We start from the raw sequence: 13,683 nt of genomic DNA, 5'->3' as shown, positions 1-13,683 counted from the left end.
AGGCCGCCCTAGCGCAGCAACTGCCAGAACATCTGCACGCAGGGTGACGGCGCCTGCTGCATGCTGACCAGCGCGATGCGCGAATGGCGCGCGGCGTCGGCCAGCGGCTGCAGCACCACGCCGGGCGGGCAGATGCGCTCATAGACGCTGGGCACGATGGACAGCCCCAGGCCGGCGGCCACCAGTGCCAGCATGGTCGAGGTCTCACGCGCCGGCTGGGCGATGCGCGGCACAAAGCCAGCCTCGCTGCACAGCGCCAGAATATGTTCGTGCAGGCCACCACCCAGCACGGCCGGATGCAGCACAAAAGGCTGATCGGCCAGGCTGCTCAGTGCCAGTGGCTCGTTCGCCGCCGAGGCGGCATGCGCCAAGGGCAGTGCCAGCCTCAGCTCGTCGCGCCACAGTGTCTGCTCGCGTATCGGCACCGGAATGCGGAAGGTCGGCGAAGGCCGCATAAAGCCGATGTCGATCTGCCCGGCAGTCAATGCCGCGATCTGCTCGCCCGTCGTCATATGCTGCAGATCCAGCTCCACCTGCGGGTGGCGGCTGCGAAACTCGCGCAGCATGGCCGAGAACTCGTCAAACAGCGGCACCGATGCCGTGAAGGCGATGCGCAACCGCCCCGCCAGGCCATGGGCTGCCATGCGCACCAGCTCGCCCGCCTGCTGATGCAGCTCCACGATCTGCCGCGCCTTGTCCTGCAGCAGCAGGCCTGCCGGCGTCAGCGCAACGGCTCGGCGCGAGCGTTCGAACAATTGCGCCCCCATCTCCTGCTCCAGCAGACGGATCTGCTGGCTCAGCGGGGGCTGGCTCATATGCAAACGCTGGGCCGCACGGCTGAAATTCAGCTCCTCGGCCACGGCCAGAAAACAGGTCAGACGGCGCAAATCCATAGGACGATTTTCGTATCAAGTCCAGACGCAAACGGTATTGGACGCAAAGGCCGCAACTTTTCACAATCCGCTCAGCCGCAGAAGCTATGACAACCGCAGCTGTCTGCGTCGATTCAATAAGGGTTCAAGGCCTATCCAGACCAGCCCAATACAGAGAGACATTGATGAAGCCGTTTCCCCTTTTCACCGTCCGCCGAGCCCTTCTGATCAGCGCTGTGGCCCTGGCTGCAGGCTGTGCCCAGCAACCGGGCAGCACGCCCAAGGAGCCCGTGCGCCTCATGACTTCGGGCGGCTTCACTGCAGCACACAAGCTGCTGGCACCGCAGTTCACAGCCCAGACCGGCCTGGCAGTGGAGTCGGCCTATGGCTCGTCCATGGGTGCCTCGCCCACCTCCATTCCCAACCGCCTGAGCAAGGGTGAAAAGGCCGACGTGGTGATTCTGGCGCGTGGCGCGCTCGACGATCTGGCCGCCAAGGGCCTGGTGCGCAACGGCACCCAGATCGACCTGGTGCGCTCTGCCGTGGGCGTGGCCGTGAAGAAGGGTGCTCCCATCCCCGACATCAGCAGCGAGGACAAGCTGCGCCAGGTGCTGCTCAATGCCAAGAGCATTGCCTACTCGGCCAGCGCCAGCGGTACCTACTACGAAACCCAGATGCTCAAGAAGCTGGGCATTCACGATCAGGTCATGCCCAAGAGCAGGAAGATCGTGACCGAGCGCGTGGGCACCATCGTGGCGCGGGGAGAGGCCGAAATCGGCCTGCAGCAGGTCAGCGAACTGTTGCCCATCGAGGGCATCAGCTATGTCGGCACCCTGCCCGATTCGGTGCAGCACTACACCATCTTCTCGGCCGGCACGGCCAGCACTTCCACCAACCCCCAAGGGCTGGAGCAGCTGCTCAAGTACTACACCTCGCCCGCCGCCGCCAAGACGATTCGTGACACCGGCCTGGAGCCCATTGCCAAGTCCCGCTGAGCGCCGCGCGGACCCGCAAAAAAAGCCCGCCAGGCAAAGCCTGCGGGCTTTTTTTGTCGCCTGGCAGCTCAGCGCTTGCTACCCGGGCCGGCTTTCTGCACCAGGGCCACGGTCAGCCCCTGGGCGGTGACGGTAATGGCGCCAGGCTCCATCGCCAGCGCATCGACCAGGGCCAGATCCTGGTCCTGCAGCTGATAGAGCACCACCTGGCCCATGGCCTGCTCGGCCAAGGCCGTGGCGTAGGTGCCCAGCATATCGCTGAGCGCGGGCGACAGCCCGTCCATGCTGAGCTGGTTGACCTTGATCTGGTAGGCGCGCAAGGTGCGGTCGGTGGGTTCATAGCGCAGCGCGAAATCGACATTGAGCAGGCCGCTGTACTGCTCCTTGAGCACCTTGCCGCTGAGCTCGGCCGGAATCACGGCGTTGAGCATATTGCGCTCGGGCACCATGCTCAGCTGCGGCGCCTTCAGATCCAGCTGCAGCAAACCCGCCACAGGGAACTGCCTGGGGAAACGCCTGGCCAGCATCTCCTGCAGCTTCTGCTGGCTCACGCTCACGCTGCTGGGCACGGACTTGCCCGAGCAGCCTGTGGCAGCCATTCCCAATCCCAATACTGTCACCGCCAACCATGAGCGCCGATTCATCACGACCACCGAACTCCGTAAAACCTGATTCAAAACCCGTGCAAACGCTTGATAAACCAACGCTATCAGCTATGGTTTTTGAGTACTCCATTGTCTCCGAGCCTGCTATTCCACAGAGTCTCGATGGATGTTGGCAGTTCCCTATCTGATGCAATCTGCAGGTAAAAGACTGTTATCTAACGTCCGACGCCACCAGGGGTTGACCGTCGGCACACAGCAGCAGTGCATGCACAATGATTTGCATGACTGCATATCCCTCTTCCCTCAGCCATGAGGCACTGACAGCCGCCGCCCAGGACACCAGCCTGCCCGACCAGATCCTGACCCTGTGGTTCGGCAGCGTCAGGCCCGGCAATGCCGATGCCCTCAAGCACAAGGCGCAGTGGTTCACCAAATCTGCGGCCTTCGACGACGAGCTGCGCCAGCGCTTTGGCCCTGCGGTGGAGGCCGCTCTGGGCGGTGCGCTGCAACACTGGGCAACCCAGGGTCCATGGCAGCAGCTGGCACTGGTGATCCTGCTGGACCAGTTCACGCGCAATATCCACCGCAACACCCCAAAGAGCTTTGCCGGCGATGCGCAGGCCCTGGCACTTGCGCTGCAGGCAATGGACTGCGGCAGCGACCGGCTACTGCCCGAGGTGGCCCGCGTCTTCATGTACTTGCCACTGGAACATGCCGAAGACCCGGCCATGCAGCAACGCAGTGTGGCCGCCTTCAAGGACTTGCAGGAGAGCGCCACGGACGCCGAACTGCGCGAATATCTGGCCGGAACGCTGGACTACGCCCATCGCCATCAGGTGGTGATAGAGCGTTTTTGCCGCTTCCCGCACCGCAACCACATTCTGGGTCGCGCCAGTACCGCCGAAGAGGCTGAGTACCTGGCCCAGCCCGGCTCAGGCTTCTAGGGCAATCACGAGCCGCGCGTAGCCTCGCGCAGCGCAGGCTCCTGGCGCGCCAGGGGCTGGCGCACGGGCTTTTTGCCCGCCCCCAGGTCGCGGTGGCGCATGGCCCAACGCTCTACCGTGTAGAACGACAGGGCCGACAGTGCAGTCGAGATCAGCAGGCCCGCGACCACGGTCACGGGCCAGGAGTAATCGGCACGCAGATAGCGCACCACCGGGTAATGCCAGAGGTAGATGCCGTAGGACAGCTGGCCCAGCTTGATGAGCATTGGCGCCGTCAGCATTTCATAGACCAGACCCGTGGGCTTTTGCACGGCCAGCAGCACGACCAGGGCGGCGCACTCCACCACCGTGACACCCCAGACCATGGCGTGCTGGTTGTCCCATTCCAGCTCCATGATCAAGGGCACGGCCAGCACAAACCACATGGTGTAGGCGCGCAGCGACTGCAGACGCTCTATCCATTGGGGGCGCTCCATCATCAGTGCCGCCAGCAAGGCACCGGCCAGCAGACCCGAGGCCCGTGTATCGAAGCGGAAGAAGATTTCGTAGAACTGCTGGCCCTGCACCACCCAGAAGATGCGCCACAGCGTGCTCAGCAGCCACAGCGCCGCAAGCGGCGCCCAGACCCGGCCCGGCGTGGCCTTGCGTAGCAGCAGGACCAGCAGCGGCGGCCAGATCAGATAGAAATGCTCCTCCACCGACAGCGACCACATATGCAGCAGCGTGTCCGGACTGTCGAAGAAGGCAATGCCGTAATCAGCCAGGTAGAGGATGGAGACCAGGGCGTCCGAATAGATATCCGTGAGGTCTGGCCAGATAAAGGGCGCGAACACGCAGTACGCGAGCAGAAACAGCGCCAGTGCAGGCATGAGCCGGAAGAAGCGGCGGCGGTAAAAACGCCAGTAATCGAGCTTGCCATGCTGCCGATATTCCATCAGCAGCAAGGAGGTGATCAAAAAGCCGCTGAGCACGAAGAACAGATCGACGCCGAAGAAGGCGCCGTCGAACATCGGGGCATGTGCGTGCGAGAGCAGCACCAGCACAATGGCTATGCCTCTCAATCCATCGAGCGCTGGGTTGTAGCGCAGCTTGAACGCCGACTCCACCAAAACCGGACACCTTTCCTTTCGCCCAGGCACGGGCCGGGCTTGCAGACAAACGATCACAGCCACGCATGAGACATGGCTGAAGCAGTATTCAGAATTTGAGCAAAGAGGCAGTAACAGCTCTTTGCAGCGACCCGGGGGTCGCAAAGCGCATGGAAACACGCTCGGGGGTGCCGGAACCTGGCAGGCGATTTGTCTGTTGCATCTCACCGGTGGTGAGGCCACAGAATGTTATGAATGCCCGCAGCCAGACGGCTTGGCGTCTGTTGACAGGTGAACAGACCGGGGCAATTTGAACAGATTTTTGCCACCGACCCAAGCAGGGGGCGGAGCTTGCCGAGCTCTGGCAGGGTCTTGGCAAGCCGTGTTAACAATTAAGAACAAAAACAGCAGGCCGCGCTCCACCCATCAGCACCATCAGCTATCAATTTCGAAGCTTCAGGATGACTTGTGGCGGCCGCAAGCGGGCGCACTCTGGTGCACATCGCGCCACAGCAGCATCTCGGCCACGCGTTCGGACTTGTCGTCATCAAAGCCCAGCTGCTGCGCACGCTCGGCGGGGTTGGTCCAGGTGCCGAACAAGATGTCCCATAGCGGCAGGCCGTAGTTCTGCGCATGGTGACCATGCTGATGGTGCACGGTATGCATTTCCGGGCGCTGCAGCACATAGCCGAGCCAGCGCGGCGTGCGCAGATCGGCATGAGTGAACAGATCAAAGGCTGCCGTCAGCCCCAGGGCCACGGCTGCCGCCGCCGGGCTGGCACCCAGCACCCAGTAGCTGGAGATCACGCTCAGCAGCATGGCGGCGCAGGAGTCCAGTGGGTGGGCGTAGAACGAGGTCAGCACCTCGATGCGCCGCGCACTGTGATGCAGCTGGTGGAACACGCGCCACAGCAGATCCGAGGCATGGGTGGCGCGGTGCCACCAGTAAAAGACAAAGCTGGTGATGAAAAAGCTCAACAAGCCCACCAGCAGCGGGTTCCAGCGTGCGCCCACATCCAGCAGCGCATGCTGGCGAATCCGGTCTTCCAGCAACCAGCCCAGCGCCAGCGTGCAGACCAGCGTCAGCGCGCCCAGGGCGCTGCTGTAGATCAGCCAGCGCCGGTCACAGAGATTGCGCGAGGCGGGCGCAATCACCTCGCGCGTGAAGACCGCCACGAACAGCAGCGCAATCAGCGGATAGACCAGGTACTCCAGCACGGCAATCATTCCCCTTGAGGTTTGCCTTGCAGTCTATCGGCTGATGTGGGCCTGCCGCTTTATTGGGGCAATACGAACTGCTCCAGCGGCGTGTCGTTGGGTGCGGCCAGCTGCTTCTTGAGCACCTCGCCCATGGGCAGGTTCAGGTTCACGTTCTTGGGCGCAATGGGCTGCATGAACCATTTGCTGTAGAGCTTGTGCAACTCGCCCGAGCGGATCATCTGCAAAATAGCGCCGTCCACGGCCTTCTTGATCTGCGGGTCGTTCTTGCTGAACTGGATGGCAATCGGCTCGGCACCGATCACCTCGCCCACGATCTTGTAGCCCTTGGGGTTCTTGCTCTGACCGATCACGCCGGCCAGCATGTTGTCGTCCAGCACAAAGGCATCGACGCGACCCGACTCCAGCATCAGAAAGCTCTCGAACTGGTCCTTGCTCATCAGCGTCTTGAAGTTCAGCTCGTTGTCGCTGGCGTATTTGCGCAGAATCTGCACCGCCGTCGTGCCCGTGATGGCGCCCACATTGCGCCCCTGCAGCTGCTTGAACGAGGTGATGCCCGAGTCGGCACGCACGGCCATGCGCACCTCGCTGACATAGGTGGTCAGGCCGAACGCAACCTGCTTCTGGCGCGTGAGGTTGTTGGTCATGCTGGCGCAGTTGAAATCGGCCGTGCCGTTGTTGATCAGCGGCATGGTGTTCTGCGGCGTCAGCACCATGTACTTGATCTGGGCCTTGGGCGCGATCGCATGCACCACGCGCTCGCAGAGGTCCATGTGATAGCCGACGAACTTCTCGTTCGCACCGATCGCGTAGGACATGGGAACCGCAGCCTCCCGCACCCCCAGCACCACGGCGCCGCCTGCCTGCCAGCGCTGCAAAGTGGGCGATGCGGACAGATCCACCGCCGTGTCGATATTGGCACCGATATTGGAGCTCGCCGCTTCGGTCTTGCCCGCGGCCATGGCAGAACCCGCACATACCAGCGCTGCTGCCAACCCTGCCCATTTCAACGACTTGCCCATCATCCACTCCCGAAAAACAAAAGCGCCGAGACCCCTGGTCATCGGCGCTCATCACCCACCCGATCCGGCACGCACCCCATGCACTCATGAGGCCCTGGCCCGATTGTCGTTGCTCGCTTATCGCTTTGAGTGGAATGCTTATGCCTGCGCGTCGCCTCACGCGTCGCGTTTCGCGGGGGCAGCCCCCGTCAGTTCACGCAGGCGCTGATGGACGCTGCTGGCTTCATCGACCGGCTGCTGGTGCTTGGCCCGCAGATAGCGCTCGGTGAACACGCCCAGATAGCTCTCCAGCACCTGGCCGGCCTGCACATCGCCGGCATCGCCCACCAGCTCCAGACACAGGGCCGCCACCTCGCTGGTACAGAAATGGTCGTCGCGCTTGGATCTGCGCAGCTGGTAGCGGGAGATCAGGTCCGGGTGCAGGCTGAGCACGGGAAAGCCATCGAGATACGGGCTTTTGCGGAACATCTTGCGCGCCTCAGACCAGGTCGCGTCCAGCAGTATGAACAGCGGGCGTCTGCCCGGCTGCAGCGCGCGGCTGTCGCCGCCGTCCAGCGTCTCCAGCACACGCTCGGCAGGCTCGGTATATTCGCCAGGAAACACTACATAAGGCTGCCATTGCGGATCGGCCAGCAAGGCCTCCAGCTGCGGATCCAGCTCGGTGCGCGACCAGCCGAAAGCATGGGTGTCCTTCACCACATCGGCAATCAGCCAGCCCGTGTTGCTGGGCTTGAGCGGCTCGGCATCATGCATCAGCAGGCAGAAGGCCGCGCGCGTGGCCAGCTCGGGGCGAAGCGCGCACATGCAGTGCGAGGGACGCAAGCGGCAGCCTTCGCAGCGCTCGCCCTTGGGGCCGCCACGCGCCAGAAACGGACGCGTGCTGCGCGCCAGCCGTGCCTGGCGCAAGAGCGAGACGGCATGCGGGGGCAGCGTGGAGGCAACGGTTTTCTGCGGAGTCAGAGCGGCAGGGGACAAAGGCGTGGAAGCGGGCAAGACGGACACCAGCGGGTTCGGACAGATGCCCGGATTGTCCTGCCTTTGCCAAATCCAGTGCTGGTGCTGCAGGAGCGCCGCTTACTCGCAGCCCCCCTGCTCGAAGGTCGGACCACGGCCAAAGCTGAACACCGTGGGCCTGGCATTCTTGAGTCCGGCGGAAATCACATTCCTGAAGCGGTTCGGCTCGCAGTTGAAACGTGTGTCCAGCACATAGTCGTCGGACTCGGCCTTGACCATGGCGTCGCGCCAGGCGGCCGTCGCATCCAGCACCTTGCCGTCAACCATGGGGGCCTGCACCGAGTAATTGATGAAGTTGGTCAGGCGCGAACCCTTGGCCTCCAGATACACCACGGGGTCGGCGGCATTGCCGCACAGCGTCAGGCAGTCGGCGTAGTAACGGCTGTCCAGCAAGGGCTCGAAGCTGCCGAAAGTCAGGTCGCCGAGCTTGATATCGGGCTGCCCCTCGGACACGTTCAGCACGCTCTTGAGCGAGAGATTACAGCTGGGCGCGATATCGATCTCGACCGACTCGATCACCTTGTCGGCCTCGTCGCTGACCAGGGTGATATCGCAGCCATCGGTGCGGAACTGGTGGCGGTGGAATTCCGAACGCATGGCCGGGCCGGCGATCTTCTGCGCATAGGCCAGATTCATGCCTATGGTCTCGGTGCTGAACAGCTGGTCGATCACGCGCCTGGATTCTGCGGCAGGCGCTGCGGGCGCAGGGGCTGGCGCAGTTGCGGGGGCCTGTGCCTGTGCCGGGGGTGCGGCACCCTCGGTCTTGGAATCCGAGCAGGCCAGCAGCAGTGCCGCTGCCGCCACAGTGCCCGTCCAGACTCCGCAGCGTTTGATCCAGCGATGAGGCATCTCCATATCCTTGTGAGTTCGCAAGCCCCGCAATATAGGTGCAGGCCCCGAAATCGCCAAGAACCAGAGTTTCAGCCTCCCACGCACTCCAGCTCGAACAGCGGCATATCGGCGCTCCGGCTGAGCCAGACACCGCCACCTAGTTCCTTGAAGTGTGGCTGCAGGCCGCGCCGGTACAGCTCGGCACGGTGGCGATACAGGCGCGGGTCGGTCAGTTCCTCGTCGATGATGTCGCGCTCGTAATCCTCGCGTGCCACGGCCTCGATGTAGAGCCCGCCGCGCGACAGCCGGCCCAGATTGGCCAGCGCCTTTTTCAGGTCGGCCGGGCTCAGATAGGGCAACACGCCCTGGCAGATCACCAGATCGAAAGGCTGGCTATCTTTGGGTTGCCAATCCACCACCGAGCCCTGCTCCCAGCCATAGCGCTCGCAGAGATAGGGACTGAACTCCACGCCCTGATACTGCACGCCCGGAAAGTGCTTTTGCACCGCCTCGCACCACAGGCCTATGCCGCAGCCCACGTCAAGCACCCGCTGCACGGGCACGCGCAGATACGCAAGATACGAGCAGACAAACGCACCCAGCCGACGCGCGTGCTCGGGATCGATCACGCTGGTCTTTTTGTCAAAGTAAAAGCGCTGGTAATACGCCTCGTCAAACCACTCGTCGCTTGCTGATTGCACGCAGCTTCCTTCAAAAACAAACGGCGCCCGAAGACGCCGAAACTTCACAAAACCGACGCTGACTCAGGAAAGAGACAGCCAGCAAGAGCCTGGGCGGCCCCGCCGGGGCAAGGCGCGCAGCGCCTCAGGGAGTTAAATTCTGCCGACCACGGACCAGCCCTTGCGCTGGTCCTGCTTGTTGTTCTCGTAGTCCCATACCGTGCCGCAGCGCTCGCAGACATAGCGGGTCACCGTCGCCGTGGTCGAGCCGCGCTCCTCCTTGCGGTTGCCGCGCTGCATCAGTTCGGCATGGCCGGGGGCTTTGCGCCAATTGCGCTGAATGCCGGCACAGGCGTCGCACAGATGGTCTTCGGCAGGAGTGGTGGTGTTGGTCATGAAAAAACTACTGAATGTGGTGCAGGCCCCGGACATCCGCCCGCGCTGCAAAGCAGCCATTGTGCCGCCTGCCCCGGTTTTGCACCTGCGGCGCTGGCAGCATCACCGCTTGCAGGTCGGGCATGACCGCGTTCTCTGTTGCCACTCGGGGCTCAAGGCCCTGCCCGGCAAGCGCAGACAGCTCCTGTTTTTGATCCCCACCGCTGAAGACAAAAAAGGCCGCTTGCGCGGCCCTGGTTCAGTCAGCCTCGATCATGCCTTCGCGGGGCGATAGGCCAGACAGATCTTGTTGCCGTCGGGGTCGCGCAGATAGGCCAGATACATGGAATCGCCACGCCAGCCCGGCGCGTCCTCGATCGACACACCGCCTGCGGCCAGGCCCGCCGCATGGGCCGCGTTCACCTGATCGGTGGACTGGGCCAGAAAGCCCGTGGTCGCGCCATTGCCCGAGCTTGCCGTTTCGCCGTTGATGGGCGTGGAGATGGCAAACACGCCCGTGGGGCTGCGGTAGAAGAAACGGTTCTTGTTGGCAACGCCGGGCGCAATGCCCAACTGACCCAGCAGCGCGTCATAAAAGCGCTTGCTGGACTCCAGATCATTTACACCCAGCATGATGTGGCTAAACATGGTTGTCTCCTGGAAAAGCCCTGTTTCGGGCGAAGATGGGAAATCGGCAAGCCATCGTAACGGGAGCTTGCCGCCCTCTTCTGTCACCCATTTTCAGCCCACCATGCTGCCAGACCATTTCACCCCGGTTCCCCTGGACAAGTCCTACCGCCTGCTCAATCACGGCCCCACGGTCATCGTCTCGGCCCAGCATGCAGGCGAGCGCAATGCCATGAGCGCGGCCTGGGCCTGCGCGCTCGATTTCGCGCCGCCCAAGATCAGCGTGGTGCTCGACAAGGCCACGCGCACGCGTGCCCTGGTCGAAGGCTGCGGCCTCTTTGCCCTGCAACTGCCCACCGTGCCCCAGGCCGCGCTGACGGTGGGCATCGGCACGGACAGCGCCGTCACCGAACCCCACAAGCTCGCCAAACATGGCGTGCAGCTGTTCGACGCACCGGGCTTCGATGTACCGCTTGTGGCTGGCTGCGCCGCCTGGCTGGTCTGCAGGCTGATCCCCGAGCCGCACAACCAGCAGAGCTATGACCTGTTCATCGCCGAAGTCGTGGCCGCCTGGGCCGACGAGCGCGTGTTCCGCAACGGACACTGGGAGTTCGGCTCCGCCCCCGCCGAGCTGCGCACCCTGCACTATGTGGCCGGCGGGCAGTTCTTTGCGATCGGCGAATCGGTGCTGGTGAAATAAGGTTTTCAGCTTCGAAGCGCTGATGCAGCAATCGCTTTCAGCTATCGAAAGCAAAGCAAAAATCCGCAAGAGGCAAGGCGTCCGGCCCGCAGTACGTGTGCGCCCGGACCTTTGTCAGCCCCTTGATTTAGACTGCAGCACTGACTGAGCTATCAATCACCCTGGGCTGCCGGTGCAGTAGCAGCGCACAGGGCAGCGATCTCTGCTATCAATCACCGCAAAGTGACAGGCCATGGCGCAAGAGTTTTTCGATCCCGTGCTGTTCATCAAGGAAGATGCGCCGACTGCGGTCGATCTGTCGCAGACACCGTTCTTCTGCAATCTCCACGGCTACCCGCACTACTGCGCAGAGCCGCCCGCAGGCTTGACGGTGCTGGAGCCGGCCGTCAGCAATCCCGAGGTCGCCATCGGCAACGCATACCGCGTCCTTTCGGCAACCACCACGCATCCGCAGCCCGAATACGGCAGCCAGACCCAGCTGGTTTTCCAGGCCGACCGGATCGAGTACCAGGCCCTGGCCGCCACCCCTGAAACCGCAGCGGCTTTCGGCATGACGCTGATCGAATCGGGACAGGGCATCCGCATCACCAGCCCGCAGCCGCATCTTCAGCTGGTCGACTATGAATACGGCATGTTTGCCGGGCACCGCTCGCCCTACGAGGGAACGGGCTACCGTCTGCTGGGCAAGGTCTGCACCGATCTCGAGCATCACGATTTCCCGCATGTCTTCACCTCCATCGATCCGCATCTGCCGCTGGTGATTTCGGTGGGAAAGTACTGGCCACAGCAGCAGAAAATCTGTCTTGCCGACCTCTGGCTGCCGCGCGGCAAGGCCTTGTATGTGCCGCCCCGGCCCAGCCTGCCCGGGCAGACCTGCCTGGATCTGCACGGCAACCGCAACTCGGCCCTAGCCTGCTGGCGCGGGATAGCGCGCTCCAGCGTCAAAACCCAGACCCTGCTGCAGACCGAAGGCGGCTATTTCTACTGGTTCTGGAACGAGCTGCCCACCACCCACCCCCTTCTGGACATGACAGGAGCGCTCCATGCTTGAAGTCCGCCCCCGCCTGCGCACACTCGAACCCGACACCGGCAACCGCCTCTACCAGACGCTGCTGGAGTCCACCCTGGCGATCCCCTTCAAGATCGACTGGGCCAGCCAGAAATACAGCTATATCGGTCCGCAGATCGCGGACTTGCTGGGCTGGAGTCCCGAGAGCTGGGAGACCGTGAACGACTGGGCCGAACGCATCCACCCCGACGAACGCGAGCAAACCGTCTCGCGCTGCGTGGAGCTGTGCCTGGCCGGCGTGGACCACGAAGCCGAGTACCGCGCGCTGACCAGCGACAACCGCTTTGTCTGGGTCAGGGAAGTGGTGCATGTGCTCTGCGACGAGCAAGGCCAGACCACGGCCCTGATCGGCTTCACCTTCGACATCACCGAGCAGAAGAAATCCGAGCATCTGCGCGCCGAGCTGGAAGCCCAGAAGCTCTCCAACGCGCGCCTGCAGGAGCGCCTGCGCCTGACCCACGATCTGCACGACGGCCTGGGCGGCGAGCTGGTCCACATGATTGCCTCGGTCGAGCAAGGCAGCGAAGCCCTGACCCGGCCCCAGGTGTTGTCCATGCTCAAGCTCATCCGCAACGACCTGCGCCAGAGCATAGACAACAACGCCTCGGCCCAGGTGCGCGTGCCCGCCACTCCGCAGGAATGGCTGGCACCCTTGCGCCGCCGCTTCAACGATTTGTTCGAGGCCCTGGGTGTGCGCTGCGACTGGCAGTTTCCGCAAAGCTGGAGCCAGCCGCCCAACGCGCTGCAATACCTGGCGCTGACCCGACTGATCGAAGAGGCGCTGACCAATGTCATCAAGCACAGCCAGGCGCGCCATGTGCGCCTGTCCCTGGTGCAACCCCAGGCGCAGGAGCTGCTGCTGGAGATCGAGGACGACGGCGTAGGCTTTGATGTGCAGGCCGTGGAGGCATCGGGCCTGGGCGTTGGCATGCGCTCCATGGCAGTGCGCATTGCGCGGGTCGGCGGACTGCTGGGAATTGAGTCCTCGCCGGGGAAGACGGCGTTGACGGCGCGGGTGGTGTTGGGGGCTGAGGATTGAGTTTTTGGGCTGTAGTGCTTATGCAGCAAACGCTAGCAGTTATCAATTTCCTACTGCCCTGAATTCACCGTTTGCTGCGTCGCCTGCGACAGAGGCCGGGATTTCGCCCCGGCGGGCGACTCACTTTCTGTCGCCAGAAAGTAAGCAAAGAGCACAACCCGACTGTCCGCGTCCCTGCGGCTTCGCCTCCGGGCAAAACTGCGCCACGCATTTCAGGCTGCGGTGCGGCAAAACTCGCTTTGCGCTACGCGCGCCGCTCAGACAGGTTGCCGCAAATTTGAAGACAAAGCATTGGCACTCTGCGGTGCCAATGCCCGCAGCCCGAACCGCGTGCCGCAGGCGCAGACACACGGGAGGGGCGGATACGGACGGCCTGCGAGAGTTGTGGCGAAATCAGCCTCTAGCACTTATCCCACTGGCGGTAGCCGCTATCAAAAACACAAAGAAGCTATCCGGTACCCGCATTCGGTATTGCCCCTTTTACCCACGCCTGCGACGGCAAGCGCTTGGTGCGGGCAGTTGCACCGCAGAGTGCAACTGCATCGTCATCACTTCTGCGGCAACCTGTTTGAACGGAGCGCTGAAAGCGCGCAGTGAGTTTTGC

The 13,683-nt window shown here is 63.1% G+C and carries 16 protein-coding genes; 6 read left to right on the top strand and 10 right to left on the bottom strand.

The genetic code is table 11. The features are described 5' to 3' along the window. Nucleotides 1-8: 8 nt before the first annotated feature. Nucleotides 9-893: a LysR family transcriptional regulator gene (locus tag DJFAAGMI_RS18665; protein WP_211458260.1), complete on the bottom strand. Its 885-nt coding sequence runs from the start codon at nt 891-893 to the stop codon at nt 9-11. A 164-nt stretch (nt 894-1,057) separates the two neighbouring features. Here DJFAAGMI_RS18665 and DJFAAGMI_RS18660 point away from each other — a divergent pair, with 164 nt between their 5' ends. Continuing rightward, complete coding sequence (locus DJFAAGMI_RS18660) at nt 1,058-1,867, top strand: substrate-binding domain-containing protein (protein WP_211458259.1); 810 nt, start codon at nt 1,058-1,060, stop codon at nt 1,865-1,867. A gap of 68 nt (nt 1,868-1,935) precedes the next feature. Here DJFAAGMI_RS18660 and DJFAAGMI_RS18655 read toward each other — a convergent pair whose 3' ends face one another. Next, nucleotides 1,936-2,466, bottom strand: coding sequence for a DUF1439 domain-containing protein (locus DJFAAGMI_RS18655; RefSeq protein WP_114863766.1), 531 nt, complete (start codon nt 2,464-2,466; stop codon nt 1,936-1,938). Between the two features lie 287 nt (nt 2,467-2,753). Here DJFAAGMI_RS18655 and DJFAAGMI_RS18650 point away from each other — a divergent pair, with 287 nt between their 5' ends. Further along, complete coding sequence (locus DJFAAGMI_RS18650) at nt 2,754-3,416, top strand: DUF924 family protein (RefSeq protein WP_211458258.1); 663 nt, start codon at nt 2,754-2,756, stop codon at nt 3,414-3,416. Nucleotides 3,417-3,421: 5 nt separating this feature from the next. Here the strand turns inward: DJFAAGMI_RS18650 and DJFAAGMI_RS18645 are convergent, their stop codons facing one another. The 7 genes from DJFAAGMI_RS18645 to DJFAAGMI_RS18615 all read right to left on the bottom strand — a co-directional run bounded on the left by DJFAAGMI_RS18645 (nt 3,422) and on the right by DJFAAGMI_RS18615 (nt 9,665). Beyond that, the gene (locus tag DJFAAGMI_RS18645; RefSeq protein WP_211458257.1) at nt 3,422-4,525 is read right to left on the bottom strand and encodes an acyltransferase family protein; all 1,104 of its coding nucleotides are present in this window, start codon (nt 4,523-4,525) and stop codon (nt 3,422-3,424) included. Nucleotides 4,526-4,960: 435 nt separating this feature from the next. Further along, nucleotides 4,961-5,731, bottom strand: coding sequence for a sterol desaturase family protein (locus DJFAAGMI_RS18640; protein WP_211458256.1), 771 nt, complete (start codon nt 5,729-5,731; stop codon nt 4,961-4,963). Between the two features lie 50 nt (nt 5,732-5,781). Then, nucleotides 5,782-6,744: a transporter substrate-binding domain-containing protein gene (locus DJFAAGMI_RS18635; RefSeq protein WP_211458255.1), complete on the bottom strand. Its 963-nt coding sequence runs from the start codon at nt 6,742-6,744 to the stop codon at nt 5,782-5,784. 156 nt (nt 6,745-6,900) lie between these two features. Beyond that, entirely contained in the window at nt 6,901-7,737 is an 837-nt protein-coding gene (locus tag DJFAAGMI_RS18630; RefSeq protein ID WP_211458254.1) for a tRNA-uridine aminocarboxypropyltransferase, read from the bottom strand. 81 nt (nt 7,738-7,818) lie between these two features. Next, the gene (locus DJFAAGMI_RS18625) at nt 7,819-8,607 is read right to left on the bottom strand and encodes a hypothetical protein (RefSeq protein WP_211458253.1); all 789 of its coding nucleotides are present in this window, start codon (nt 8,605-8,607) and stop codon (nt 7,819-7,821) included. 71 nt (nt 8,608-8,678) lie between these two features. Continuing rightward, on the bottom strand, nt 8,679-9,290 hold the full coding sequence (locus DJFAAGMI_RS18620; RefSeq protein ID WP_211458252.1) for a class I SAM-dependent methyltransferase: 612 nt from the start codon (nt 9,288-9,290) through the stop codon (nt 8,679-8,681). Nucleotides 9,291-9,422: 132 nt separating this feature from the next. Then, nucleotides 9,423-9,665 (bottom strand): hypothetical protein, encoded by a 243-nt coding sequence (locus DJFAAGMI_RS18615; RefSeq protein ID WP_019042688.1) that lies wholly within the window; start codon nt 9,663-9,665, stop codon nt 9,423-9,425. On the opposite strand from DJFAAGMI_RS18615, the gene DJFAAGMI_RS18610 reads away from it, so the two are divergent. Further along, entirely contained in the window at nt 9,664-9,939 is a 276-nt protein-coding gene (locus DJFAAGMI_RS18610) for a hypothetical protein (protein ID WP_211458251.1), read from the top strand. The genes DJFAAGMI_RS18615 and DJFAAGMI_RS18610 overlap by 2 nt on opposite strands. Here DJFAAGMI_RS18610 and DJFAAGMI_RS18605 read toward each other — a convergent pair. Then, nucleotides 9,918-10,292, bottom strand: coding sequence for a VOC family protein (locus DJFAAGMI_RS18605; protein ID WP_003060301.1), 375 nt, complete (start codon nt 10,290-10,292; stop codon nt 9,918-9,920). The two genes, DJFAAGMI_RS18610 and DJFAAGMI_RS18605, sit on opposite strands and share 22 nt — an antisense overlap. Before the next feature lie 103 nt (nt 10,293-10,395). On the opposite strand from DJFAAGMI_RS18605, the gene DJFAAGMI_RS18600 reads away from it, so the two are divergent. From DJFAAGMI_RS18600 to DJFAAGMI_RS18590, 3 genes are all read left to right on the top strand, one after another. Then, entirely contained in the window at nt 10,396-10,971 is a 576-nt protein-coding gene (locus DJFAAGMI_RS18600) for a flavin reductase family protein (protein WP_211458250.1), read from the top strand. A gap of 232 nt (nt 10,972-11,203) precedes the next feature. Continuing rightward, a complete protein-coding gene (locus DJFAAGMI_RS18595) occupies nt 11,204-12,022 on the top strand; it encodes a hypothetical protein (RefSeq protein ID WP_211458249.1) in 819 nt (272 codons plus the stop codon). Then, nucleotides 12,015-13,079 (top strand): sensor histidine kinase, encoded by a 1,065-nt coding sequence (locus DJFAAGMI_RS18590; protein ID WP_211458248.1) that lies wholly within the window; start codon nt 12,015-12,017, stop codon nt 13,077-13,079. Before DJFAAGMI_RS18595 ends, DJFAAGMI_RS18590 begins: the two co-directional genes overlap by 8 nt. Nucleotides 13,080-13,683 lie beyond the last annotated feature (604 nt).

It is taken from the genome of Comamonas brasiliensis (assembly GCF_018292285.1).
Classification (GTDB): Bacteria; Pseudomonadota; Gammaproteobacteria; order Burkholderiales; family Burkholderiaceae_C; genus Comamonas; species Comamonas brasiliensis.
Note: the sequence above shows the minus strand (reverse complement) of the source record. Positions and strands in the feature narration are given on the sequence as shown.